Annotated in this window: 23 protein-coding genes; 14 read left to right on the top strand and 9 right to left on the bottom strand. The window is 74.3% G+C overall.

The window, feature by feature from the left end; all coding sequences use genetic code 11:
• Positions 1–34: 34 nt before the first annotated feature.
• From egtD to ACFVT2_RS04920, 5 genes are all read right to left on the bottom strand, one after another.
• Positions 35–997 carry an L-histidine N(alpha)-methyltransferase gene (gene egtD, locus ACFVT2_RS04900; protein WP_390012296.1) on the bottom strand — a complete coding sequence of 321 codons (963 nt, stop codon included), beginning with the start codon at positions 995–997 and terminating at the stop codon, positions 35–37.
• Positions 994–1,749, bottom strand: a complete 756-nt coding sequence (gene egtC / locus ACFVT2_RS04905; protein WP_390012298.1) for an ergothioneine biosynthesis protein EgtC — start codon at positions 1,747–1,749, stop codon at positions 994–996. Before egtC ends, egtD begins: the two co-directional genes overlap by 4 nt.
• Complete coding sequence (gene egtB, locus ACFVT2_RS04910) at positions 1,749–3,074, bottom strand: ergothioneine biosynthesis protein EgtB (RefSeq protein WP_390012300.1); 1,326 nt, start codon at positions 3,072–3,074, stop codon at positions 1,749–1,751. Before egtB ends, egtC begins: the two co-directional genes overlap by 1 nt.
• Positions 3,071–4,399 (bottom strand): ergothioneine biosynthesis glutamate--cysteine ligase EgtA, encoded by a 1,329-nt coding sequence (gene egtA, locus ACFVT2_RS04915; protein ID WP_390012302.1) that lies wholly within the window; start codon positions 4,397–4,399, stop codon positions 3,071–3,073. The genes egtB and egtA overlap by 4 nt, the downstream gene beginning before the upstream one ends.
• A 242-nt stretch (positions 4,400–4,641) precedes the next feature.
• Positions 4,642–5,853, bottom strand: coding sequence for a pyridoxal phosphate-dependent aminotransferase (locus tag ACFVT2_RS04920; protein ID WP_390012304.1), 1,212 nt, complete (start codon positions 5,851–5,853; stop codon positions 4,642–4,644).
• Between the two features lie 115 nt (positions 5,854–5,968).
• On the opposite strand from ACFVT2_RS04920, the gene ACFVT2_RS04925 reads away from it, so the two are divergent.
• Positions 5,969–6,613: a winged helix-turn-helix transcriptional regulator gene (locus ACFVT2_RS04925; protein ID WP_390012306.1), complete on the top strand. Its 645-nt coding sequence runs from the start codon at positions 5,969–5,971 to the stop codon at positions 6,611–6,613.
• A 112-nt stretch (positions 6,614–6,725) separates the two neighbouring features.
• The gene (locus ACFVT2_RS04930; protein WP_390012308.1) at positions 6,726–7,628 is read left to right on the top strand and encodes an aminoglycoside phosphotransferase family protein; all 903 of its coding nucleotides are present in this window, start codon (positions 6,726–6,728) and stop codon (positions 7,626–7,628) included.
• Between the two features lie 121 nt (positions 7,629–7,749).
• On the opposite strand, the gene ACFVT2_RS04935 is transcribed toward ACFVT2_RS04930, so the two are convergent.
• Positions 7,750–8,643: a helix-turn-helix transcriptional regulator gene (locus ACFVT2_RS04935; RefSeq protein WP_390012310.1), complete on the bottom strand. Its 894-nt coding sequence runs from the start codon at positions 8,641–8,643 to the stop codon at positions 7,750–7,752.
• 221 nt (positions 8,644–8,864) lie between these two features.
• Between ACFVT2_RS04935 and ACFVT2_RS04940 the strand changes: the two genes are divergently transcribed.
• From ACFVT2_RS04940 to ACFVT2_RS04950, 3 genes are read left to right on the top strand one after another with little or no spacing between them, the layout of a single operon-like run.
• Positions 8,865–9,863, top strand: a complete 999-nt coding sequence (locus ACFVT2_RS04940; protein WP_390012312.1) for an NADPH:quinone oxidoreductase family protein — start codon at positions 8,865–8,867, stop codon at positions 9,861–9,863.
• Entirely contained in the window at positions 9,860–11,098 is a 1,239-nt protein-coding gene (locus ACFVT2_RS04945) for an acyl-CoA dehydrogenase family protein (RefSeq protein WP_390012314.1), read from the top strand. The genes ACFVT2_RS04940 and ACFVT2_RS04945 overlap by 4 nt, the downstream gene beginning before the upstream one ends.
• The gene (locus tag ACFVT2_RS04950; RefSeq protein ID WP_390012316.1) at positions 11,095–12,240 is read left to right on the top strand and encodes an acyl-CoA dehydrogenase family protein; all 1,146 of its coding nucleotides are present in this window, start codon (positions 11,095–11,097) and stop codon (positions 12,238–12,240) included. Before ACFVT2_RS04945 ends, ACFVT2_RS04950 begins: the two co-directional genes overlap by 4 nt.
• Positions 12,241–12,304: 64 nt before the next feature.
• Here ACFVT2_RS04950 and ACFVT2_RS04955 read toward each other — a convergent pair whose 3' ends face one another.
• Positions 12,305–12,916 carry a hypothetical protein gene (locus ACFVT2_RS04955; protein WP_390012318.1) on the bottom strand — a complete coding sequence of 204 codons (612 nt, stop codon included), beginning with the start codon at positions 12,914–12,916 and terminating at the stop codon, positions 12,305–12,307.
• A 226-nt stretch (positions 12,917–13,142) separates the two neighbouring features.
• On the opposite strand from ACFVT2_RS04955, the gene ACFVT2_RS04960 reads away from it, so the two are divergent.
• Entirely contained in the window at positions 13,143–14,492 is a 1,350-nt protein-coding gene (locus tag ACFVT2_RS04960) for a hypothetical protein (RefSeq protein ID WP_390012320.1), read from the top strand.
• Between the two features lie 33 nt (positions 14,493–14,525).
• Here the strand turns inward: ACFVT2_RS04960 and ACFVT2_RS04965 are convergent, their stop codons facing one another.
• On the bottom strand, positions 14,526–15,059 hold the full coding sequence (locus ACFVT2_RS04965) for a cell wall hydrolase (RefSeq protein ID WP_390012322.1): 534 nt from the start codon (positions 15,057–15,059) through the stop codon (positions 14,526–14,528).
• A gap of 137 nt (positions 15,060–15,196) precedes the next feature.
• On the opposite strand from ACFVT2_RS04965, the gene ACFVT2_RS04970 reads away from it, so the two are divergent.
• From ACFVT2_RS04970 to ACFVT2_RS05000, 7 genes are all read left to right on the top strand, one after another.
• Entirely contained in the window at positions 15,197–16,423 is a 1,227-nt protein-coding gene (locus tag ACFVT2_RS04970) for a S1 family peptidase (RefSeq protein ID WP_390012324.1), read from the top strand.
• A 171-nt stretch (positions 16,424–16,594) separates the two neighbouring features.
• Complete coding sequence (locus ACFVT2_RS04975) at positions 16,595–18,190, top strand: ABC transporter substrate-binding protein (RefSeq protein WP_390012326.1); 1,596 nt, start codon at positions 16,595–16,597, stop codon at positions 18,188–18,190.
• Positions 18,191–18,228: 38 nt separating this feature from the next.
• Entirely contained in the window at positions 18,229–19,185 is a 957-nt protein-coding gene (locus tag ACFVT2_RS04980) for an ABC transporter permease (RefSeq protein ID WP_390012715.1), read from the top strand.
• Positions 19,178–20,056, top strand: coding sequence for an ABC transporter permease (locus ACFVT2_RS04985; RefSeq protein ID WP_390012328.1), 879 nt, complete (start codon positions 19,178–19,180; stop codon positions 20,054–20,056). The genes ACFVT2_RS04980 and ACFVT2_RS04985 overlap by 8 nt, the downstream gene beginning before the upstream one ends.
• Positions 20,057–20,139: 83 nt before the next feature.
• Positions 20,140–21,267 carry an oligopeptide/dipeptide ABC transporter ATP-binding protein gene (locus tag ACFVT2_RS04990; RefSeq protein ID WP_390012717.1) on the top strand — a complete coding sequence of 376 codons (1,128 nt, stop codon included), beginning with the start codon at positions 20,140–20,142 and terminating at the stop codon, positions 21,265–21,267.
• The gene (locus ACFVT2_RS04995; protein ID WP_390012330.1) at positions 21,251–21,931 is read left to right on the top strand and encodes an ABC transporter ATP-binding protein; all 681 of its coding nucleotides are present in this window, start codon (positions 21,251–21,253) and stop codon (positions 21,929–21,931) included. Before ACFVT2_RS04990 ends, ACFVT2_RS04995 begins: the two co-directional genes overlap by 17 nt.
• Positions 21,932–22,037: 106 nt before the next feature.
• Positions 22,038–22,499, top strand: a complete 462-nt coding sequence (locus ACFVT2_RS05000; protein ID WP_390012332.1) for an acyl-CoA thioesterase — start codon at positions 22,038–22,040, stop codon at positions 22,497–22,499.
• Between the two features lie 292 nt (positions 22,500–22,791).
• Here ACFVT2_RS05000 and ACFVT2_RS05005 read toward each other — a convergent pair whose 3' ends face one another.
• Positions 22,792–23,586, bottom strand: a complete 795-nt coding sequence (locus ACFVT2_RS05005; RefSeq protein ID WP_390012334.1) for a DeoR/GlpR family DNA-binding transcription regulator — start codon at positions 23,584–23,586, stop codon at positions 22,792–22,794.
• Positions 23,587–23,877: 291 nt separating this feature from the next.
• Here ACFVT2_RS05005 and ACFVT2_RS05010 point away from each other — a divergent pair, with 291 nt between their 5' ends.
• Positions 23,878–25,185, top strand: a complete 1,308-nt coding sequence (locus ACFVT2_RS05010; RefSeq protein ID WP_390012336.1) for an MFS transporter — start codon at positions 23,878–23,880, stop codon at positions 25,183–25,185.
• Positions 25,186–25,193 lie beyond the last annotated feature (8 nt).

Consider the following 25,193-nt stretch of genomic DNA (forward strand, 5'->3'; position numbering starts at 1 on the left):
ACCCGGCAGTCGGCACCGGTCGGATCGGTACCGGTCAGATGCGCAGCGCCAACGACAGCGCGAACCGGCCGGCGCGGTCGGTCCACCACTCGGTCAGCTTCAACCCGGCGGCGGCGAGTTCGGCCCGCACGCCTTCCTCCCGGAACTTCGCCGAGACCTCCGTGCGCAGCTCCTCGCCGGCCGCGAACGGCACGATCAGGTCGACGCCGGGGATCTTCACGGTCAGTTCCGAGCGGGCCCGCAGCCGCATCTCGATCCACTCCTCCGCGGCGTTCCACCGCGCGACGTGGTCGAAGTCGGCCGGGTCGAAGTCGCCGCCCAGCTCACGGTTGATGACCGCCAGCACGTTCTTGTTGAAGTCGGCGGTCACCCCGCGGGCGTCGTCGTACGCGGCGACCAGGGTGGCCTCGTCCTTGACCAGGTCGGTGCCGAGCAACAGGGCGTCGCCGGGGGCGAGCAGGTCGTGGACGGAGTGCAGGAACGCGGCCCGCTCGTCCGGCAGGAGGTTGCCGATGGTGCCGCCGAGGAACGCCAGGAGCCGGGGGCCGGGCGTGGCGGGCAGGGCCAGGCCCTGCTGGAAGTCGGCGACCAGGGCGTGCACGGTCAGGCCCGGATGCGCGGCCAGCAGCCCCTCGCCGGCCGCCCGCAGCGCGGACTCGCTGACGTCGACCGGCAGGTAGGTGTGCAGGTCGGTGAGGGCGCGGAGCAGATGACGGGTCTTGTCGGACGAGCCGGAGCCCAACTCGATCAGGGTGCGGGCGCCGGTGGCGGCGGCTATCCGGTCCGCGGTGGCGCGCAGGATCTCGCGTTCCGCACGGGTGGGGTAGTACTCCGGCAGGGTGGTGATCTCGTCGAACAGCTCGCTGCCGCGGGCGTCGTAGAACCACTTCGGCGGCAGCTGCTTGGGCGTACGGGACAGTCCCGCGACGACATCGGCGCGCAGGGCGGCCGCGGTGGCGTCGGCGGGCAGGGTGCGGGTGATGCTGAGCGGGCTCACGTTGCGGGCTCCTTGAGCGGGGTGAGACGGACCTCGGTGCGGGTGGCGCACAGCAGCGTGCGGTCGGGGACCTCGGTCCAGTGGGGGGACTCGTCGTAGGGCTCGGAGGCGACGACCCGGCCGCCGCCGGGGACGGCCCGGTGGAACAGGGTGTCGCCCCAGGTGGTGCCGGCGATGCCGGTGCCGTCGGTCAGCAGCAGGGTGAGCCGGGAGCCGGGCGCGGCCGCGGCGACCTCCTCGACCGTGTCGGCCAGCGCCTGGCCCGGGTCGTCGCCGGCGACCAGCCGGCGGTGCACCAGGGTCCACAGGAACGCGGCGTCGCTGCGGGCCTGGAGCCGCAGCAGCTCCGCCGGGGGCAGCCCGGCGGCCAGCGGCGCCATGGTGTCCGGCCAGCCGGCCACCGCGCCGTTGTGGCTGAAGAGGTACCGCCCGGAGGCGAACGGCGCGGCGGCCGCCTCGGCGTCCGCTCCGGCCACGGTGGCGTCCCGGACGGCGGCGAGCAGCGCCCCGGTGCGGACCACCCGTGCCAGGTCGGGCAGTTGCTCGTCGGCCCAGATCGGCCCGGCCCGCCGGTAACGGGCCGGCACCGGATCGCCCGGCGCGTACCAGCCGACGCCGAAGCCGTCCGCGTTGACCGTGCCGTGCCGCTGGTGGCGCGGCGCCCAGGACTGCCGGTAGAGGCCGTACGGCGGGTCCAGGACCACCTTCCCGAACGGGATCTCCGGTCCCACATACGCCAGATGACGGCACATCAGGTGAGCTCCCCGGCCGACGGCCCGGCGTTCTGGGCGGTGCGGAACCCGGAGAAGATCTGCCGCCGCACCGGGAGGTCCCAGTTGCGGAAGGTGCCGCGGCAGGCGACCGGGTCCACGGCGAACGAGCCGCCGCGCAGCACCTTGTGCGCACCGCCGAAGAACACCTCGGAGTACTCCCGGTAGGGGAAGGCGGCGAAGCCCGGGTAGGGCAGGAAATCGCTGGCCGTCCACTCCCAGACGTCACCGATCAGCTGGTGGACGCCGAGCGGCGAGGCGCCTTCGGGGTAGCTGCCGACCGGGGCCGGCCGCAGATGCCGCTGGCCGAGGTTGGCGCGGTCCGGGGACGGGTCGGCGTCGCCCCACGGGTAGCGCCGGTCCCGCCCGGACGCCGGGTCGTGGCGGGCGGCCTTCTCCCACTCGGCCTCGGTGGGCAGCCGCCGGCCGGCCCACCGCGCGTAGGCGTCCGCCTCGTACCAGCTGACGTGCAGCACCGGCTCGTCCGGCGGCACCGGCTCGGTCACCCCGAACCGGCGCCGCAGCCACTGCCGGCCCTCCAGGTGCCAGAACAGCGGTGCCCGCAGCCGGTGTTCGCGCACCTGCGCCCAGCCCTCCGGGGCCCACCACCGAGGGTCGTCGTAGCCGCCGTCCTCCATGAAACGCTGGTACGCGCCGTTGCTGACCGGGGTGGTGTCGAGGAAGAAGGGCGGCACCGTCCGCCGGTGCGCGGGCCGTTCGTTGTCCAGCGCCCAGGGCTCGGTGGACGTTCCCATCAGGAACGCCCCGCCGGGTATGAGGACTTCGGCCGGCAGCGGGTCGGCCGGCGCTGCCGGCGGTTCGGGCGCGGTGAGCACCGGCGGGCCGGTCCGCAACTGATGGGTTATCAACATCGTTTCGTCGTGCTGCTGTTCGTGCTGCGCGATCATCCCGAAGGCGAAGCCGGCGGACAGCAGCGGGCCGCCGTGCAGCTCGGCGCGCTCCAGGACGTCCAGCACCCGGCCGCGCACCTCGGCGACGTAGCCGTGGGCCTCGGCCGGGGCCAGCAGCGGCAGCGAGGGCCGCTCGGCCCGCGGATGCTCGAAGGCGTCGTAGACGGAGTCGATGTCCGGGCGCAGCGCGTCACGGCCGCCGACGGTGCGCAGCAGCCACTGCTCCTCCTGGTTGCCGATGTGCGCCAGGTCCCACACCAGGGGGGACATCAGCGGGGAGTGCTGGGCGACCAGGTCGGGTTCCTCGACGCAGGTGGTCAGCGCACGGGTGCGGTCGCGGGCGGCGAGCAGCGCCGCGGCGGCCCGCTCCCGGAACGGCTCGGGGTCGATGGTCACGGGCTGTCCTTCCCACGGATGAGGCGGCTCTCGGCCGCGGTGCCGGCGCCGTAGTCGGCGGGGTCCGGGCCGCCGGCGGCGTCCGCCGCGGGCAGCGCGTCGAGCTGGTCGTCGGCCGGGCACCGGCCGCGCGCCACATAGCGTTCGGTGAACTCCGCGACCGCCGCGCGGATACCGGGGGCGGCCCCCAGTCGCGGCAGCGCCTCCTGCGCGGCGGCGAAGCAGGCCACCGCGGCGGCGTGCAGCTCGGGGTCGGTCAGGCCGTCCCGGGCCGCGGTCCGCCACAGCGGGTTCTCCGGTGCCGGACGCCAACCCGCAGTCTCCGCAAGGGGTTTGACGGCCCGATAGGCGTACTCGGCGGCCTCCGGGTCGTCGAACAGGGCGGTCGTGACGGCCAGCGGCACGATCCACCCGTCCGGGCCGGGCTGCGCGTCGATCATCCGCAGCTCCAGATGGCCGCGCGGGCGCACCGGCGGGAAGAGGGTGGTGACGTGGTAGTCGAGGTCCTCCCGGGTCGGCGGACGGGGGACCCCGGTGCGGATCCACTCCCGGAAGGTGAGGCCCTCCGGCGCGTCCCAGGGGCCGTCCGGGCGCCGGACGCACATCACCGGGGCGTCCAGGGCGTAGCGGACCCATGCGGTGCGCGGGTCGAGGTCCTGCGGCGGGGCGCAGGTGCGGCCCGGGTCGAGCTGCGCCCAGATGGCCTGGCGGGTGGTGCGGTAGCCGGTCGGCCGCCCCTCGGCGAGCGGTGAGTTGGCGAACGCGGCGGCCAGTACGGCGCCCAGCAGGTGCGCCAGCAGCCACCGCCGGCCGAGCCCCAGCGGCCCGGGTTCCTCATGCCCGGCGTCCACACAGACCTGGACGGAGGCGGTGCCGCACATCATGGAGCGACCGGCCGGACCGCGGCGGTCGAAGTACGCCTCCATGGCGTCGTAGCGCGGTGCGGTGAGCACCCGTCGCGGAGGGTGCCAGGGATTGTGGCCGTGGCCCGCGAGACCGAGGCCCCGCTCCCGCAGGACGGGGCGGACCAGGGCGAGATCGGCGCTGACCGCCTCGACGCAGGCGGTCAGGGAGTCGGCGGGCAGCGAGCTGAGCTCCAGCTGGCCGCCGGGTTCGAAGGTGAGGCAGGAGTGCAGCGGCAGGGCCCGCAGGGCGTCCGCCGCGGTGCGCATCCGATCCGGTGCGACCGGACATCGGGGGTTGCGCGCGTCGTGGACCAGCAACTCGATCTCGACGCCCAGCCGACGGGGTGGACCCGTCTTGAAACAGATCCCGCGTAGATGGGCCTCAAGTTCCGCTTCCGACACTGCCGGTCGTACGGGCATGGCTTCCCTCTCCCCTCCGGGGCGGCGGCTGGATTGCCGCCCTCCACCTAAGCCGCTGCGGGCGGTCCGCTCAAGAGCGCCTGCCCGCGGTGGACGGCCCGGTGCGGGGGACCGGGCAGGTGGGACGGGGGAGGACCGCCGGGAAACCGGTACGCCCGTTCGAGTGCCGTGCGGCCGTGCGGCCGTGGCCGGGGAGGGGATGGCGGCCGTGCCGGCCCGCCTCCCCGGCGGCGGTGCTCCCGCTACTGCCGGTAGCCGGCCAGGAACCGCCCGATCCGGCTGATCGCGGCGTCCAGGTCGTCGGCGTGCGGGAGGGTGAGGATCCGGAAGTGGTCCGGGCGCGGCCAGTTGAAGCCGGTGCCCTGGACGACCTGGATCTTCTCCCGCAGTAGCAGGTCCAGTACGAACTTCTCGTCGTCGTGGATCTTGTGGACCGCCGGGTCCAGGCGCGGGAAGGCGTACAGCGCGCCCTTGGGCTTGACGCAGGAGACGCCCGGGATCTCGTTGAGCCGCTCCCAGGCCCGGTCGCGCTGTTCGCGCAGCCGGCCGCCGGGGAGGACCAGGTCGTTGATGCTCTGCCGGCCGCCGAGCGCCGCCTGGATCGCGTACTGCGCGGGGGCGTTGGGACACAGCCGCATGGAGGCGAGGGTGCCCAGCCCCTCCAGGTAGTCGGCGGCGTGCTCCTTGGGGCCGGAGACCACCAGCCAGCCGGAGCGGAAGCCGGCCACCCGGTACGACTTGGACAGACCGCTGAAGGTCAGGCACACCAGGTCCGGGGCGAGCACCGCGGCGTGGTGGTGGACGGAGTCGTCGTAGAGGATCCGGTCGTAGATCTCGTCGGCGAAGACCATCAGGTGGTGGCGGCGGGCCAGGTCGAGCATGCCCTCCAGCACCTCGCGCGGATAGACCGCGCCGGTGGGGTTGTTGGGGTTGATGATGACCAGCGCGCGGGTCCGGTCGGTGATCTTCGAGGCGAGGTCGTCGAGGTCCGGCAGCCAGTCGGCGGACTCGTCGCAGAGGTAGTGCACCGGTGTGCCGCCGGCGAGGGAGGTGACCGCCGTCCAGAGCGGGAAGTCGGGCGCGGGGATGAGGACTTCGTCCCCGTCGTCCAGCAGGGCCTGGATCGCCATCGAGACCAGCTCGGAGACGCCGTTGCCCAGGTAGATGTCGTCGACGTCGACGTCCGGGAGTCCGGCCTCCTGGTAACGCTGGGCCACCGCGCGGCGGGCGGGGAGGATGCCGCGGGACTCCGTGTAGCCGTGTGCGCGGGAGAGGTTGCGCAGCATGTCCTGGAGGATCTCCTCCGGGCACTCGAAGCCGAACAGCGCCGGATTGCCGGTGTTCAGCCGGAGCACGCTGTGGCCGGCCTCCTCCAGCGCGTTCGCGTGCTCGATCACCGGTCCGCGGATCTCGTAGCAGACGTCGGCCATTTTGCTGGACTGCTTGAACTGCATGCGGCGGCCTCCTCGTTCTCTCGCCCGCCGCGGGGCGCGGCAGCACTCGTGACACCGTACTTGGTTTTCCCAACTTCGGACTTGGAAAATCCAACCACATGTCTATGCTGGTGTCATGCCGCGTCGAAGTTACGACCAATACTGCGCCGTCGCCCGGGCCCTGGATGCCGTGGGCGACCGCTGGACGCTCCTGATCGTCCGGGAACTGCTCGGCGGCTCCCGGCGCTACACCGACCTCCACGCCGACCTCCCGGGCGTCAGTACGGACATGCTCGCCTCCCGCCTGAAGGACATGGAGCGCGACGGCCTGCTCACCCGCCGCCGACTCCCCCCGCCCGGCGCCGCCTTCGTCTACGAACTCACCCCGCGCGGCCACGCCCTGCTCCCCGCCCTGGCCGCACTCGCCGACTGGGGCGCCCCGGCCCTCGGCGAACAGCGCCCCACCGACGCGGTCCGTGCCCACTGGTTCGCGATCCCCCTGATGGCCCGGCTCGCCCGGCACTTCGCCGGCGGCCCGGTGCGCGTCATCGACATCGCCCTGGACGAGGGCGCCTTCCACGTCGTACTGGACCCGGACGGGACGCCCGCCACCCGCTACGCCGACGGCCCCGCCACCCACCCCGACACCGTCCTGCGCATGGACGCCGCCACCTGCGCCGCCGTCGCCCACGACCGCTTCTCCCTCGCCGAGGGCCTGGCAGCCGGCTGGATCGCCGAGACCCACCCCGACGAACGCCCCACCGACCCCGCCGCAGCCTGAATCCCCCGAGCACTCCGACTGCCCCGACCACCACCGACCGCCCCCACGGCGCCGCTCACCGCCGTCGCCACCGCCCTTGCCGCCGTTCGCCACCCGTGTCACCGTCCGTCCGGTGAACGCAGACCGGACACCGCCACATCCGCCCGCCGGGACGGCTCGCTGGCACACCCACGACCTCTCCCTCCACCCCGACCGGGTCGTCAAACGCTTCCGCCGCGCCGAGGGCCCCGGCCCCTATGAGCGGGAACGGCGTGCGCTGACCCTGCTCGGCACGCACGCCCCGGGCATCGCCCCCGTCCTGCTGGGTGCCCGGGACCCGGCGGGGGCGGCGGGCCCACCTGCCCTGGTGATGTCCCGGCTCCCCGGCGCCCCCTTACGCGGCAGCCCCCTCGGAGAACGGCAGTTGACCGCCTGGGCGCAGGCCGTCCGGACCGTCCACACCGCGCTCCCACCCGCCGAGTTGGCCCGACTGCCGCTGCGCCACGGCCACCAACGGGACACCGTCGGGCGGCTGCGCGTCTGGTACGCGACGCCCCCGGGCCGGCCGCTCGCCCCGACCGTCCGGCGCGCGGTGCGGGCCGGCATGGACTGGCTCGACGGCTGGCTCGACAACGCCGGCCCCGGCGCACCGGATGCCCCGTCCGGCATCCCACCGGACGTCCCGGCCGTGTTCGGCGCCGGCGACGGCAACTCCGCCAACTACCTCTGGGACGGCCACCGCGTCCGGGTCGTCGACTTCGAGGAGTCCGGCCGCAGCGACCGCGCCTACGAACTCGCCGAGATCGTCGAGCACGTCTCCGCCTGGGTGCCCCGCCCCTTCGACGCCGCCGCGTTCCTGCGCGGCTTCCGGCTGACCCCGGCCGAGTCCGCCCGCCTCCGGGACTGCCGGACCCTGCTCGCCCTCGTCTGGCTCTTCCTGCTCGCGCACGACGACCCCGCGCACCCGCGGAACCCGCCCGGCGCCGCCGAACGGCAGGCCCAGCGGCTCTGGCGACGGCTCGACGACACCCCCTAGGGCTCCAGTAGCGGTACGAGGCCCGGCCGCCCCGCCATTCAGGCCCGTTGACGATGCGTCAGAGGCCGGGTCGGGCGAGGCTCGGGGTGTGGCGCGAGTGTGGTGGGGGTGGATGCGGGGGCTATGGGCGCTCGGGTTCGAGGAGCCGGACGTCTGGGCCGCGTTCCGCGGCGAGGAGGCGTAGCGCCGCCTCGGAGGGCGAGCCCTCGGCGGCGGTGAACATCAGGACGCCCTGGCCGGAGCCGTCCTGGGTCTGCATCATTTCGAAGTCCAGGGTCAGGTCGCCCACCAGCGGATGGTGGAAGTGCTTGGTGCCGAAGGTGCAGTTGTTGACCACGTGGCGCGACCACAGGGTGCTGAACTCGGTGCTCTTCATGGACAACTCGCCGATGAGTTCGGCCAGTTGATGGTCGTCGGGGCGGGATCCTGCGGACATCCGGAGCGCGGCCACGGCGCGCCGGGTCTCCGCCTCGCGGTCCGGGTAGAGCTCGCGGGTGTGCGGGTCGAGGAAGAGCAGCCGCTGGGTGTTGGGCCGGTCCGCGGGCCGGGACGGACTGTCGAAGTCCAGGTGACCGGCGAGCAGGGCGTGCCCGAGGCGGTTCCAGGCCAGGACCTCGAAGCGAGGTCCGAGGGCGACGGCCGGTACGTCCGCGATGGCGGCGAGCAGCTGCCGCACCCCGGGGCGGGCCGCAGCGGGGCGGACCGCCGGGCGGCGCCGGGCCGGTGTCGGGCGGGCCAGCTGGCGCAGGTGGGCGCGCTCGTCGGGGGTCAGCCGGAGGGCCCGGGCCAGGGCGTCCAGCACGCCCTCGGAGGCGTTGTGGCTCTGGCCCTGTTCGAGGCGGGTGTAGTAGGCGACGCTGACGCCGGCGAGCTGGGCGAGCTCCTCGCGCCGCAGGCCGGGGACCCGGCGGCGGGCCCCGTAGGAGACCAGGCCGACGTCCTCCGGCTGGAGCCGGGCGCGGCGGGTGCGCAGGAAGTCCCCCAGTGCGGAGGGGCCGGTGGCGGGTGAGTCCATGTCCGCCAGTCTGCGTCAGGAGGTGGCCGGGGTGCCTGTCCCTGTCATTACCAGGCTGCGGGCCGTGGGCATGGAGGGGGAGCCCTGGGCCGGGCGGGACACCCGCGACGGGCCCGGCCGGAACTGTTCCTTCGGAGTTACCGACCGCTTAGTATGCATCGTGGCGGGGGCCGGTCCCGGCCCCGCCCCAGCCGTACGACCGAGGTCTGTGGAGGCATCAGGTGAAGGCATGGCGCGTGCACGCGAACGGGGAGCCGCGAGCGGTGATGCAGCTGGCGGAGGTGCCCGACCCGGAGCCCGGCCCCGGCCAACTGTTGCTGCGGGTGCGGGCCGCCAACGTCAACTTCCCCGACGCGCTGCTGTGCCGGGGCCAGTACCAGGTCCGGCCGCCGCTCCCGTTCACCCCCGGCGTGGAGATCTGCGGTGAGGTCCTGGCCGTGGGCGAGGGGGCGACCGGTGCGGTCGGCGCGCGGGTGCTGGCCCAGCCGACACTGCCCGGCGGCGGCTTCGCCGAGCTGGCGGTCGTCGACGCCGCGACGGTCCGGCCGGCCCCCGAGGCACTGGACGACGCGGAGGCCGCCGCGCTGCACATCGGCTACCAGACCGGCTGGTTCGGACTGCACCGCCGGGCCCGCCTCCAGGCGGGCGAGACGCTGCTGGTGCACGCCGCGGCCGGCGGCGTCGGCAGCGCCGCCGTCCAGCTGGGGCGGGCCGCCGGCGCCCGGGTCATCGGCGTCGTGGGCGGCCCCGAAAAGGCCCGCACCGCCCGCGAGTTGGGCTGCGACGTGGTCCTTGACCGGCACGCGGACGACCTCGTCGCGGCGGTCAAGGAGGCCACCGGCGGGCGGGGCGCGGACGTGGTCTACGACCCGGTGGGCGGCGACGCCTACACCAAGTCCACCAAGTGCATCGCCTTCGAGGGCCGGATCGTCGTCGTCGGCTTCGCCGGCGGCACCATCCCCACCCCGGGCCTCAACCACGCCCTGGTCAAGAACTACGCGATCCTGGGCCTGCACTGGGGCCTCTACAACACCAAGGACCCGGCCGCCGTCGACGCCTGCCACAAGGAGCTGACCGCACTCGCCGCCCAAGGGGCGATCAAGCCGCTGATCGGCGGGCGGGTCCCCTTGGCGGCGGCCGCCGACGCCGTCCAACGGGTCGCCGACGGGGACTCCGTCGGCCGCCTCGTGGTGGTTCCCGGAACGGAGGAGACCCGATGACCGACGCCGCCGACCTGCGCCGGCGCACCGCCGACCTGCTCGCCTCCCACCTTCCCACCCGTCTCTCACCACCGCCCTCGGCCGAGGGTCCGGCGGGCCCGCACCTCTGGTCTGCCACCGACCGGCTGGACTTCCTGCGCGCCCGCTTCGACGCCGGACTCGCCTGGGTGCACTTCCCGGCGGGACTCGGCGGCCTGGACGCCCCGCGCGCCCTCCAAGCCGTCGTGGACGCCGAACTGGCCGCCGCCGGCGCCCCGGACAACGACCCCGGCCGGATCGGCATCGGCCTCGGGATGGCCGCCCCGACGATCCTCCGCTACGGCACCGAGGAGCAGAAGAAGCGCTTCCTGCGGCCGCTGTGGACCGGCGAGGAGGTGTGGTGCCAGCTCTTCAGCGAGCCCGGTGCCGGCTCCGACCTGGCCGCGCTGGCCACCCGCGCGGTCCGCGACGACGCCGGGGACTGGGTGGTCGACGGGCAGAAGGTCTGGACCTCCAGCGCCCACCTGGCGCGCTGGGCGATCCTGGTCGCCCGCACCGACCCGGCGGTGCCCAAACACCGCGGGCTGACGTACTTCGTGTGCGATATGACCGACCCCGGCGTCGAGGTGCGGCCGCTGCGCCAGATCACCGGCGAGGCGGAGTTCAACGAGGTCTTCCTCACCGGCGTCCGGATCCCCGACACCCACCGCCTCGGCGACGTCGGCGACGGCTGGCAGGTCGCCCGCACCACCCTGATGAACGAGCGGGTCGCCATCGGCGGCGCCCGCACCCCCCGCGAGGGCGGGATGATCGGCGTGGCCGCGGCCGCCTGGCGCGATCACCCCGCACTGCGCACCCACGACCTGCACCAGCGGCTGCTGAAGCTCTGGGTGGACGCCGAGGTCGCCCGACTCACCGGCGAACGCCTGCGCCAGCAGCTGACCAAGGGCCAGCCGGGCCCCGAGGGCAGCGGCATGAAACTGGCCTTCGCCCGGCTCGCCCAGCAGATCAGCGGCTGGGAGGTGGAGTTCCGCGGCGAGGACGGCCTCACCTACGACGACTGGACGCTGCGCCGCCCCGAGGGCGTCGACTTCACCGGCCGTGAGGCCGGCTACCGCTACCTGCGCGCCAAGGGGAACTCCATCGAGGGAGGCACCTCCGAAGTGCTGCTCAACATCGTCGCCGAGCGCGTCCTGGGCCTGCCGCCCGAGCCGCGCACCGACAAGGACGTCGCGTGGAAGGACCTCCCCCGATGACCCGCACGACCGGGACCCCCGAACCCGACCTCCTCTACTCCGCGGAGGAGGACGCGCTGCGCGCCGCCGTACGGGCGCTGCTCACCGACCGCTGCGCCCCGGCCACCGTGCTCGCCGGCCTGGAGACCGCCCGCCCCTACGACCCGGAGCTGTGGCGGGCGCTGGCAGGGGAGATCGGCGCCGCCGGGCTGTTGGTCCCCGAGAAGCTCGGTGGGCAGGGCGCGGGCCCCCGCGAGGCCGCCGTCGTCCTGGAGGAGTTGGGCCGCGCGGTCGCGCCGGTGCCCTACCTCACCAGCGCGGTGCTTGCGGTCACCGCCCTGCTCGGCTGCGACACCGACCGGGCCGAGGTCGCCGGCCCGCTGGCCGCGCTCGCCGAGGGCCGCACCGTCGGGGTGCTCGCCGTCCCCCTGCCGACCGCACCCGGCGGAACCGGGGCGCCCACCGTACGGGCGGACGCCGCCGGCACGCTCACCGGGCGGATCACCTCGGTCGTCGACGCCGCCGGCGCCGGGCTGCTGCTCGTCCCGGCCGAGGGCCCGGACGGCCCGGCGCTGTACGCGGTGGACGCCGCGGCGGACGGCGTGCGTACCGAGCCCGTCACCCCGCTCGACCTGACCCGGCCGCTGGGCCACGTCGTCCTCGACCGGGTGCCCGGCCGTCTTCTGGCCCGCGGGGACCGGGCCCGGGCCGCCGTCGACCGGGCGCTGCTCACCGGCGCCGGCCTGCTCGCCTCGGAACAGCTCGGCCTCGCGGAGTGGTGTCTGACCGAGACCGTGCGGTACACCGGCGAGCGCACCCAATTCGGCCGCCCGATCGGCTCGTTCCAGGCGCTCAAGCACCGGATGGCCGCACTGTGGCTGGACGTCGCCTCGGCCCGGGCCGCGGCCCGCAACGCCGCCGACGCACTGGCCGGCGACCGCCCCGACGCGCCGGTGGCGGTCGCGGTGGCCCAGGCGTACTGCGCGCCGGTGGCGGTGCGCACCGCCGAGGAGTGCGTCCAACTGCACGGCGGCATCGGGATGACCTGGGAGCATCCCGCGCACCTCTTCCTCAAGCGAGCCAAGGGCGACGAACTCGCCCTCGGCACGCCGGGGCGCCACCGGGACGCGCTGGCCGGGCTGGTCGACCTGGCCGCGCCGTAGCCGGACCGGCGGCGCGGCGGGCCCGGAGCGGACCCCGGCGCCGGTGCGCGGCCCGTCCGCCGGGTCAGTCGGTGACGGCGAACGGCCGGCTGAAGGCGTGGGCGGTGCCGCTGCCGGCTGCCACCTCCAGGGCGTACGCCCGGCCGGGCGGCACCACGGGAAGCGTCACCAGGGCCTCGCCGGCGGTGCCTGCGCCGGCCCGCGGGGAGACCAGGGCCAGTCGCTGTATCCGGCCGCGGCCGGCGGCCGCGTTCAGCCAGACGTCCACCTCGGTGCCGGTGGTGTTGGTCCAGGTGACCGGGAAGCTGCCGTTGGCCCGCAGGCTGACCGGGGCGGCGGACGCGGTGACCTGGATCCGGCCGACCGGGACCCGACCGCCACCACGGGGGAGCGGCGCACCCGGTCGGGAACCGGCGGGCCGGGTTCCGGCCGGGCCCAGTGCGGTGGTCGCGGCGCGGGCGGCCGGGCCCCCGGCGTCGCCCGACCCGTCGCGGGTGACCGCGGTGCGGCCGGTGGCGATCGTACCGGCGGCGACGGCGGCGGCGACGGCGGGGGACGCGGGCGGCGCGGAGCCGACGCGGTGCGAAGGGGCCAGTTCCAGGACCAGCGTGCAGCCGACCGCGGTGGCGGCGACGGCGATGGCGAGGGTGTTGGCCGACTCGGCGACCCTGCCCATCGTGTCCTCCTTTCCTCGGGGGAGGGACGAGCCGGAACATCCCCGGCGATCTTGATCATCAAAAACCCGCGCCGGGCGACCACCTGCATGGGCAGCTCCGGCGCGACAGACCCGGGGCGGGCGGGGATACTGCGCGCCACAGTCGGGCGGTCAGTCGGGCGATCGGTAAAAAATCCGTAAATTGGCAAGGGTGTCTTGAAAGTGCTGTTCGGGTAGCGTCGGAGCCATGAAGACCGCAACCCGCCGTGTGCTGATCGGACCGGTACTCCTGCTGCTGGCGGCCCTCCTCGCGATGGCCACCGTGGTCGCCCCCGGTGCGCATGCCGCAGGTGGGCTGGACGAGGCGGCCGCCGCACTGCGGAAGGGCCCGGTCTACGTCGACCCCCGCGCCTCAGATCAGTTTTCGGCCAGCCAGGCGGACGCCCTCGCAAAGAAGATCAAGGACTCCGGCAAACCGGTCTTCGTCGCCGTCCTGCCCCGGACCTCCGACTACCAGCCGGCCACCGTGCTCCGGGACCTGCGCACCAAGGTCGGCATCAGCGGTGTCTACGCCGTCGAACTCGGCGACGGCTTCAACGCCGGCGCCGACCCCCGGGTGATGCCGCGCAGCGCCGTCCAGAACCTCGTCGGCGCCGTCAAGCGCTCCTCGTACCCGACCGTCTCCGAGCGCCTCAACAGCTTCGTCGACACCGCGGCCACCGAGGCCCGCGGCCACGCGCCGGCCTCCTGGGGCGGCGCCGGCGGCGGATTCGACACCGGCACCGCCGTCGGCATCGGCGCGCTGATCGTCATCGGGGGCGGCGGCGCCTACGCCATCGCCCGCCGCAACCGCCGCAAGCGGGCCGAGGAGGAGCGCGCCGCCCTCGAAGACCTGCGGATCGTGGTCGACGAGGACATCACCGCCTTCGGCGAGGAACTGGACCGGCTGGACTTCGACCCGGGCGAGCCCGGCGCCGACGACGCGATGCGCGCCGACTACGCCCGCGCCCTGGACGCCTACGAGGACGCCAAATCGGCGATGGCCGCCGCCGAGCACCCCGGCGACGTCCAGGCGGTGACCAAGGAGTTGGAGGAGGGCCGCTTCGCGCTCGCCACCCTCGCCGCGCGCCGTGCGGGCGGGCCGCCGCCCGAGCGTCGGCTGCCCTGCTTCTTCGACCCCCGGCACGGCCCGTCGGTCGTCGACGCGGCCTGGGCCCCGCCCGGTGGTGCCGAGCGCACCGTCCCGGTCTGCGCTGCCGACAAGAGCCGGCTGGACGACGGCCGCGAGCCGCTGTCCCGCACCGTCCGCACCCCGCAGGGCGACCGCCCCTACTGGGACGCGGGCCCCACCTACGCCCCTTGGGCCGGCGGCTACTTCGGCGGCGGGCTGCTCCCCGGCCTCCTGGTCGGCACCACGCTCGGCCACCTGATGGCGGCCAGCCCCGCCTACGGCGCCGACTTCGGCGGCTACCAGGGCGCGGAGGGCGGCGACGTCACGGGCGCCGACTTCGACCCGGGTGACTTCGGCGGTGGCTTCGGCGGCGACGGCGGCTTCGGCGGTGGCGGCGACGGGGGCTTCGGCGGCGGCGACTTCTGACCGCCGCGGGACCGCCGCCCGCACCCCGTCCGGCTATCCCGCCCGGTCGTCGCCCGCCACCACCCGCTTGGCGCCCAGGAAGCGGGCGTACCGCGGCCGCGCCGCGAAGTCGGCGTACGTCCACACGGCCGGGCGGCCCACCTCCCGGCACAGGTGCAGCACGCGGTCCGGGCCAAGGTGGACGCCGACGTGCGCTCCGTACCCGGCCGGCCGCCCGGCGACCGGACCGGCGTCGAAGAGCACCAGGTCCAGCGGCTCCGGCGGTGCGGTCCGCCGGGTCGCGGTGCGGTCCGCCCAGAGTTCGGCCGACCGCAGCGGCGGCACCCGCAGTCCGAAGTGGCCCAGGACGGCATAGGCGTAGAGCTGGCAGTTGGCGCCCCCGGTGAGGTCCGGGGGCGCCACCGCGCCGGTCGCCCCCGGGCCGGCCGGGCGTGACGGGCATTCAGGTGTCCCGGCTCCCGGATGGCGGGCGCCCGAGTAGGCGACGTTGTGCAGCGCACCGGGCAGTGCGTCGAACGCGACCGGGCCGTGGACGGTGGGGACTTGGGGGCGAGCGGTGGAGGTCACCGGGCCATGATGCCGGTGGTCTTCCCGGTGCTGCCCGGCGCGGTGTCCAGGAGTCTCGATGTGGGCTGATCCATGCACGTGCCCAAGTCCGGTCCCGGCCGGGCCCGACGTGTACTCGACACCGCGAGGAGACCCCGATGGAACGCCGCATTCCCAAAGCCGCCCTGTGGAGCGCGGCCGCGGCCGCCGTGCTGGCGGCCGTCGCCCCGAACGGTCCGGCGCGGGCCCTGCCGCAGCCCGACCCCAGCCCCCAGCCCTCGCAGCGCAGCATGCTCGACGCGATGCGCCGGGACCTCGGACTCTCCCCGGTCCAGGCCCGGACCCGGCTCGCGCAGGAGGCCGAGGCCCAGCACACCGCCCTCGCGGTGCGCCGGGTGCTGGCCGCGCCACCCGCCGGGATGTGGTTCGACAAGACGCTCGGCCGGCTCGTCGTCGCGGTCACCGACGCCGCCGACGCCCGGCGGGTGCGGGCCGCCGGCGCGGTACCCAAGACCGTCCGGCACAACCGGGCGACGCTGCGCGGCATGGTGCAGCAGATCGCCCAGCGGGCCGGCCGGGGCGTTCCGGGCGTCACCGGCTGGGGCATCGACGAGCGTGCCAACGGAGTGGTGGTGCGGGTCGACCGCGCGGCCCGCACCAACCGCACCGCCGGCTTCGAGAGCGCGGTCCGGCAGCTCGCGGTCCGCTCGCGGGTGCCGGTCTCCGTCGAGCGCAGCGACCAGGCACCGCGCCAGCAGAGCGGCACGGTCGTCGGCGGCGAGCGCTGGATGCCGGGCACCGACGGCATCTGTTCGATCGGCTTCTCGGTGACCGGTCCCGGCGGCTTCCGCGGCTTCGTGTCGGCCGGGCACTGCACCCTCAAGGCCAACCAGCCGGCGTACGGCAAGGACCGGAGCCGGCTGGGGACCTCCAACCAGGGCGGGACGCACAGCGTCAACGGCTACGAGGGCGACTTCGGCCTGGTGACGGTCGACCAGCCGGGCTGGAAGCTGAGCCCGTCGGTGGCCGGCCAGGGCGGCAGCCCGGTGGCCGTCACCGGGTCCCAGGAGGCCATCGTCGGGATGTCGATCTGCCATTCGGGCCAGACCAGCGGCTGGCGCTGCGGTGAGGTCACCCGCACCGACCAGACCGTGGACTACGGCACCACCGTCATCTCCGGGCTGTCCTTCACCAACGCCTGCTCGGCGGCCGGGGATTCGGGCGGTTCCTACGTCACCCAGCCCAGCGCCCCGAAGGCCGTCGGGGTGCACTCCGGCGGCGGCGCCGCGACCTGCGACGTCGGCGGGGACACCGTCACCATCTTCCAGCCGATCGACCCGCCGCTGCGGAAGTGGGACCTGAAGCTGGTGACCGGCACCCCGTGAACCGCGGCCCGGTCCGGTCCGGCCGGCCCGGTCCCGGGAGCCTCCCCGTGCCGCAGCAGATCGGGGGCGCCCGGGACCGGTTCATGACCATCCCTTTACGTACTGTTTAATGGCAACCGCATAAATGCGAGTGGTTCGCAACAGCAGTCGATCTTCAAAAGGGGTGCGGGCATGACGTCCCGGTCCATACGGCGCGTGGCCGCCACCGCGCTGGCAGCCACGATGGCGCTCACCGCGGCGGCCTGCGCCGCGCCGAACGAGGGCCGGGGCAGCGGAAAGCCCACCGACACCGCGGTCGTCGGGATCGCCTACGAGCCGGAGACGCTCAGCCCCCTGCTGGGCTACGGCAAGGACGGCAACTCCAAGATCTTCGACGGGCTGCTCACCCACGACGCCGACATGCGCCTGAAGCCCGCACTGGCCGCCGCCCTGCCCAAGGTCACCGACGGCGGGAAGACCTACACCTTCACCCTCCGCCCGGGCGTGAAGTTCAGCGACGGCAAACCCTTCACCGCCGACGACGTGGTCTTCACCTACGCGACCATCCTCGACGAGAAGACCAACAACGCCTCCAAGGCCGAGCTGGACGCCCTCGACACGGTCGAGAAGAAGGACGACCGGACCGTCGTCTTCCACCTGAAGTACCCCTACGCGCCGTTCGCCGAGCGCACCGTCCTGCCCATCGCCCCCGCACACCTAGCGGGCAAACAGGACGTCAACACCGGGTCGTTCACCACCCACCCCGTAGGCACCGGCCCGTACGTCCTCACCAAGTGGTCCAAGGGCGAGAAGCTCACCTTCACCGCCAACCCCCACTACTGGGGCGGCGCACCGAAGGTCGAGCACCTCACCATGGCCGTCATCAAGGACGACGACATCCGCGCCACCCGCCTGCGCTCCGGCGACCTCGACGGCGCCATCCTGCCGCCCGAACTCGCCGCCACCTTCAAGACCGACAAGGGCCGCAAGACCGTCGCCGCCCGCACCTTCGACTACCGCAACGTCACCCTGCCCAGCGCCAACCCGGTCACCGGCGACCGGGCCGTACGACAGGCACTGGACCTCGCCGTCGACCGCCAGGCCATGGTCAAGGGCATCCTCAGCGGCGCCGGCAAACCCGCCTACGGACCGGTGCCGACCGACAGCCCCTGGTTCGCCAAGGGCACCGAGCGCCCGCACGACCTCGCCAAGGCCCAGCACCTCCTCGACCAGGCCGGCTGGAAGCAGGGCCCCGACGGCGTCCGCACCAAGGACGGCCGGCGCGCCTCCTTCACCCTCTGGTACCTCTCCGGCGACAAGCTCCGCCAGGAACACGCACTGGCCTTCGCCTCGGACGCCAAGAAGGCCGGCATCGAAGCCAAGGTCGAGTCCGGCACCTGGGAGGCCATCGAGCCCAACATGAAGCGGGACGCGGTCCTCGCCGGCGGCGGCAGCCCCGCCGACCCCGACTTCGACCAGTACCTGCTGCTGCACTCCTCGCTCGCCGGCGACGGCTTCAACAACATGTCCCGGTACGCCAACAAGACCGTCGACGACCAACTCGTCACGGCCCGCCGCACCGACGACCACCAGGCCCGCAAGGCCGCCTACGACACCGTCCAGCGCGAACTCGCCAAGGACCCCGCCTACATCTTCCTCACCCACGTCGACCACCTCTACGTGATCGACGACCGCTGGCGGGACCTGACCACCCAGATCGAACCGCACGACCACGGGCTGGCCTCCGGCCCCTGGTGGAACGTTGAGGACTGGCAGCCCACGAAGTGACCGCGCTGACCTCGCTGCCCTGGGGGCCGATGGCGCGGATGACGGCACGGCGGGCCTTGACCGCCGTGCCGGTGCTGCTCGCCGTCACCCTCGGGGTGTTCGCGATCGCCGCCGCCTCGCCCTTCGACCCGGTGCGCGCCTACGCCGGCACCGCCGGGCTCACCGCCTCCCAGGAGAACCTCGACCAACTCCGGCACAACCTCGGCGTCGACCGGCCACTGCTGACCCGCTGGTGGGACTGGCTGACCAGCGCCCTCACCGGCGACCTCGGCGACTCCGCGAGCCTGCGCGCCCCGGTCTCCCAGGTCATCGGCGAACGCCTCGGCTGGTCGGTGCTGCTGTGCGCGCTGGCCTTCGCGCTCGCCGTGGCCGCCGGCACCGTCCTCGGCGTACTGGCCGCCCGGCGCCGCGGCGGCGCCTTCGACCGCGCGGTCACCTCCGCCGCCTACGTCCTGGAAGCCGCCCCGCCGTACTGGCTCGGGCTGCTCGCCGTCTGGCTGGGCGCCCTCAAACTCGGGGTGCTGCCCGCCGGCGGCCTCACCGACACCGGCAGCGACATCGCCACCGCCGACCAGATCGCCCGCCACCTCGCACTGCCCGCACTGGTCCTCGCCGTCTCCCAACTCCCGTGGTTCGTGCTGTACGTCCGGCAGGGCGTCAGCGACGCCCTGGAGGAGGACCCCGTACGCGGCGCCCGGGCCCGCGGCCTACGGGAGCGCACCGTGCTCCTCCAGCACGCGCTGCGCTCCGGCCTGCTGCCCGTACTGACCCTGATCGGCTCCCGGGTGCCCGAACTCATCACCGGCGCCCTGCTGGTGGAGACCGTCTTCAGCTGGCCGGGCATCGCCGCCGCCACCGTCCAGGCCGCCACCAGCGTGGACTTCCCCCTGCTGGCCGCCCTCACCGCCCTCGCCACCGCCGCCGTCCTCGCCGGCAACCTGCTGTCCGACCTGCTCTACGGGTTGGCCGATCCGAGGGTGGGGTTCGATGGCTAGCGCCACCACGTCCGCCGGGAAGCCGCGAATCCGGCGCGGCGGCGCCCCGCGGCGGGCCCTGCGCCTGCGGCTCTGCGCCGGCGCCCTGGCCGTCATCGTCCTCGCCGTCGTCCTCGTACCGCTGCTGGTCCCCCTGGACGAGCAGGCCGTGGACCTCGCCGCCAAGCTCCGACCACCGTCCGCCGCCCACCCGTTCGGCACCGACGAGGTCGGCCGCGACCTGCTCCTCCGCTGCGTCTACGGACTGCGGGTCTCACTGCTGGTCGGGGTGGTCGCCGCACTGGCCGCCACGGTCCTCGGCACCGCCGTCGGCGCCCTGGCCGGCGCGCTCGGCGGCTGGGCCGACCGCACCGTGATGCGCCTGGTCGACCTCTTCTCCTCCGTACCGCACCTCCTGCTCGGCATCTTCATCGTCGCCGTGTTCCGGCCCGGCGTCTGGCCGGTGATCGTCTCGGTGGCGCTGACGCACTGGCTGTCCACCGCCCGGATCGTCCGCGCCGAGGTGCTCTCGCTGCGCTCCCGCCCCTACCTCGACGCCGCACTCACCGGCGGCGCCTCCCGCTGGCGGGTGACGATCCGTCACCTCCTGCCGGCCGTCCTGCCGCAGGCCGGACTCGCCGCCGTCCTGATGGTGCCGCACGCCATCTGGCACGAGTCCGCGCTGTCCTTCCTCGGCCTCGGGCTGCCCGCCCACGAGGCGAGCCTGGGCATCATGGCCAACGCCGCCCGCAGCTCCCTGCTGGCCGGCGACTGGTGGCCCACCCTCTTCCCGGGGCTGTTCCTCATCGTCCCCACCCTCGCCGTCGCCGGCCTGGCCGGCGCCTGGCGGGAGCGGCTCAACCCGCGCCGCCGATCGGAGCTGACGCTGTGACCGCCCACGCAACCCCCGACGGGAGCGGCGCCACCGCCGACCGGCCCCTCCTCGCGGTCCGCGGGCTGACCGTCCGCTTCCGGATGCCCGGCGGCCGGTCCGTCGCCGCGGTCACCGACGTCACCTTCGACCTGACACCCGGCGAGTGCCTGGTCCTCGTCGGCGAGAGCGGCTGCGGCAAGTCCGTCCTCGCCTCGGCACTGCTCGGCCTGCTGCCCGGCAACGCCGAGGCCACCGGCACCGCACTACTGGCCGACGCCCACGGCGAGACCGAACTGCTCGCCGCCCCCGAGACCGAGCTGGCCCGGTCCGTCCGCGGCCGCCGGATCGGGCTGATCCCGCAGAGCCCGGCCGCCCACCTCACCCCCGTCCGCACCGTTCGCGCCCAACTGGAGGAGACCGTACGGGAGTTGACCGGCGCCCCGCGCGGGCCGGCACTGCGGACGGCCGCCGAACGGGCCGCCGAACGCGCCGCCTTCCCGCCCGGCCACCTCGACCGCCACCCGCATCAACTCTCCGGCGGCCTGGCCCAGCGCGCCGCCACCGCCCTCGCCCTGGCCGGCGGCGCCCCGCTGCTGCTCGCCGACGAACCGACCACCGGCCTCGACCGCGACCTCGTGGACCGGACCGTCGACGAACTGCGCCGGCACCTCGCCGCCGCACCGGCCGGGCCCGTCGTGAACGGCACCGGCCCCGCCGAGAACAGCACCGGGCCCGCGGAGAATGGCACCGGCCCCGCCGGGAACGGCACCGGCCGCGCCCTACTGATGATCACCCACGACCTGGCGGCGGCCGAGCGGATCGCGGACCGGGTCGCCGTGATGTACGCCGGGCGGATCGTCGAACTCGCCGACGCCCGGCGGTTCTTCGGCACCCCCGGCCCCCGGCACCCCTACGCCCGCGGCCTGCTGGACGCCCTGCCCGACCGCGCCTTCACCCCCATCCCCGGGATGCCGCCCGAACTCGGCGACCTGCCGGCCGGCTGCGCCTTCGCCGCCCGCTGCGACCACGCCACCGCGACCTGCGCGACCCTCCCCGCGCCCCGCGACGGCGTCGCCTGCCACCACCCCGCGCCGCCGGAGGGGGAGATCGACCGTTACCCGGGGCCGCCGGAGAGGGAGACCGGCCATCACCCCGCGCTGCCGGAGAGCAAGACCGACCGCCACCCTGGGCTGCCGGAGAGGAAGGCCGACCGTGCTCGAACTGCGTGACATCACCGCCGGATACGACCGCCGCGTCCCCGTCGTCCGCGGCGCGTCGCTGACCATCGCCCAGGGCGAGGCGGTCGGCCTGCTCGGCCCCAGCGGCTGCGGCAAGTCCACCCTGGCCCGGGTCGCCGCCCTGCTGCACCGACCGGACGCCGGCACCGTGGTCCTGGACGGCGCACCCGCCCGGGGCTGGCGCCACCGCGCGCCGCGCGAGCAGCGCACCGCCTTCGGCGTTCTCTTCCAACAGCCCCGCCTGTCCGCCGACCCCCGCCTGCGGCTCGCCGACGTGATCGCCGAGCCGCTCCGCGCCAGCGGACGGAAGGCCGAAGTCACCGCCCGCCTGAGGGAGTTGGCGCCCCTCGTCGGCCTCGGTGACGAGCTGCTCACCCGCCGCCCGCACGAGGTCAGCGACGGCCAGCTGCAACGCGCCTGCCTGGCCCGCGCCCTGGTGCTCCGTCCCCGCTGGCTGATCTGCGACGAGATGACCGCGATGCTGGACGCCTCCACCACCGCCGCACTGGTCGCCGTCGTCGAGTCCTACCGCCGGGAGAGCGGTGCCGGACTGCTCGCCGTCGGCCACGACCGCACGCTGCTGGCACGCTGGTGCGACCGCACGGTCAGCTGGGCGGAGCTGGACGCGACCACCGGAATGCCCGACGCGGCCTGAGCGTTCACCCCTACGATGGTCCGGCGTGACGTGCGGGATGTGAGGGACGTACGTGACATGCGTGACGTACATGACGTACATGACGCACGGGGAGACAGGAGCGATCGTGACCGAAGTGACGCAGGTGCCGGCCGAGACGGGTGCGGATGCGCCCTTCGCCGTGCCGATCACGGTCCGGGGCTATGAGACCGACACCCAGGGCCACCTCAACCAGAGCGTCTACCTCCAGTACGCCGAGCACGCCCGCTGGTCCGCCCTCCAAGCCGCCGGCATCCCGCAGAGCGCGCTGCTGGCCCGCGGCATCGGCCCGGTCACCCTCGAAACCACCATCCGCTACCTGCGGGAACTCCGCGCCGGCGACGAGGTCGAGGTCAGCTGCCGGTTCGTCTGGGGCGAGCGGAAGACCTTCGTGATCGAGCAGACCGTGCGCCGCACCGACGGCACCCCCGCCGCCGAGATCAGCGCCGTCTGCGGGATCCTGGACCTCACCGCCCGCCGACTCCTGAAGGACCCCCGTACGGCCCTGCGGGAACTGTCCAGCGACGCCGGGGTGCTGGGGCTGGGGTAACCCTTGGGGGACGGGCGAACAGATCCCCTAGGGGGAGCGAACGCCCCCTCGGGGCCACAACGCGCGGGGCCTGAGCGGATATTCCGAAAGCCCCCATCCGACTCGGCCCCGCCCAACCGCGCCCGACTCGGCCCCGCCCAACCGCGCCCGGCTCGGCCCCACTCGGCCTCGCCTCGCCCGACTCAGCCCGGCCTCCACCCGACAGGCCGCAACCCGCCCAACTCTGCCTGGCCGGGCCTCCACCCGACGGGCCTCCGCCCAACTCGGCCCTGCCCCGCCCAACCAACCCCCCTCACCCCTCGCGCGCCCCGCGCGCCGGTACCACCGTCACCTCCGTGCCGGCCGCCCGTACCGCCCGCACCTGCTCCGCCGGTAGCCCGTCATCGGTGATCAGCAGGTCGAAGTCGGTCAGCGGCGCCAGCGCGTACAGTCCGTCCTTGCTGAACTTGGTGTGGTCGGCGACCAGTACCCGGCGCGCCGCGCTCTCCATCATCGCCCGCTTGACCTGCACCGTTTCCGGCGAGGTGTGATAGCAGCGCCCCTTGGCGACGGCCGTGGTCGACAGGAACAGCACATCCGCCCGGTAGGCCCGGACCGCGTCCGCGGTGTGCAGCCCCATGAAGGCGTCGTACGCCGGGAAGTACGCCCCGCCCAGCGTGATCAGCGAGATCCCCGGCTCCTGGGCGAGCGTGGTGATCGCCGGCAGCGAATTGGTGATCACGGTCAGCGGCGCGTGCTCGGGCGTCTGGTGCGCCAGCATCAAACAGGTGGTGCTGTCGTCCAGCAGCACCGTCTGCCCCGGCACCAGCAGCGTCGCCGCGGCCCGCGCCAGCAGCTGTTTGGTCGCCGCCATCGTCGCCATCCGCTCCGCGACCGTGCCGTGGAACTGCGCCGACGGCAGCCCCGTCGCCCCACCCCGCACCTTGCGCAGCCAGCCCTGGGCCTGGAGCGCGTCCAGATCCCGGTGGGCGGTCATCAGGCTGATCTCGAACTCCGCGGCCAGCTCCGAGGTCCGTACGAACCCCCGGGCGATCACCGTTTCCCGGATCCGCCGCCGCCGTTCCTCCTGGGCCTCGACCCGGTCCATCGCCCCGTTCCCTCCGGTTCGCACCGCGGTCACCCACGTGAAGGCGCCGCGTGATGTTCACATGAAGGTAACGCGGCGCACGCGGCACAGGTGCCCGCCGCATGCGGTTCCGTCCCGATGCACCACGGCAGATCCCCGCCCCGATGGGAAGATTCCGGCCACCCTTGACGCCCCTTTTACGCGAGCGATTGCATCACCGCGTCGTCCACCGGCCCCCGCGGACCCTGCCACCCCCCTCCGCCGGACCGGACCCACCCGCATCCGTCCCGCCGCACAAAAAGGGGAGCTTCGATGACGAACCCTCCGCTGCTCGCGCCCCGCGCGCTCCTGGCCCGCCTCGGCATCCCACCCACCCTCGCCTGGGGCTACCTCGGGCTGCTCCTCTTCATGATCGGTGACGGTGTCGAGTCCGGATACCTCTCGCCGTACCTCATCGACCGCGGCATCCCGGAATCCCGGGTCGCCCTGCTCTTCACCGTCTACGGCATCGCCGCGGGCATCGCCGCCTGGCTCTCCGGCGTCCTCTCCGACCTGTGGGGCCCCCGCCGCGTGATGGCGGCCGGCCTGGCCATCTGGGCCCTCTTCCAACTGCTCTTCCTCACCGCGGCCCTCCCCCTCACCAGCTACCCCCTGATGCTCCTCGGCTACGGCCTGCGCGGCCTGGGCTACCCGCTCTTCGCCTACGGCTTCCTCGTCTGGATCGCCGGCGTGGCGCCCCGCGCCCGGCTCGGCACCGCCATGGGCTGGTTCTGGTTCGCCTTCACCGGCGGGCTGCCCACGCTCGGCTCCCTCGTCGCCAGTGGCCTGATCCCGCGCATCGGCGCCTACGCCACCCTCTGGGCCGCCCTGGCGCTGGTCGCCGCCGGCGGACTGATCGCGCTGCTGCTGGTCCGCGACGAACACGGCGCCCGACGACCCCGGACCGCGGGGGAGGGGCCAATGGCCACCCTCGTCGGCAGCATCACCGTCCTGTGGCGCAACCCCCGGGTCGGCGCCGGCTCCCTCGTCCGGGTCATCAACACCGCCTCCCAGTTCGGCTTCTTCGTCATCCTGCCGGTGCACTTCACCAAGACGGTGGGATTCACCCTCACCCAATGGCTGCACCTGCTCAGCGCGATGTTCGCCACCAACATCTTCGCCAACCTGCTCTTCGGCGTGGTCGGCGACCGCATCGGCTGGCGTCGGACCATCGCCTGGTTCGGCGGCGCCGGCTGCACCCTGAGCACCCTCCTGCTCTACTACGTCCCCACCGCCGCCGGCCCGAACTTCCCGCTCGCCCTCCTGGTCGCCGCGTTCTACGGCGCTACTCTGGCGGGATACGTACCGATATCAGCGTTGATGCCCTCTCTGGAGCCGCGGCACAAGGGACAGGCACTGGCGGCCCTCAACCTCGGCGCCGGCGCCAGCACCTTCGTCGGACCCGCCGTCGTCGCGGCCTTCGTCGGGCCACTAGGCGTCGAAGGGGTGGTCTGGATCTTCGCGGGGATGTACGCGGTGAGCTGCGCCCTCACCCTCTTCCTGAAACTCCCGAACGGGTCGGAACCGGCAGCGGCCGACCATGACGCCGCCGCGCCGCACACCACGCCGGCCTCGGCGTGAAAGGAACC

Source organism: Streptomyces sp. NPDC058000 (assembly GCF_042886435.1).
In the GTDB taxonomy this organism is placed as follows: domain Bacteria; phylum Actinomycetota; class Actinomycetes; order Streptomycetales; family Streptomycetaceae; genus Streptomyces.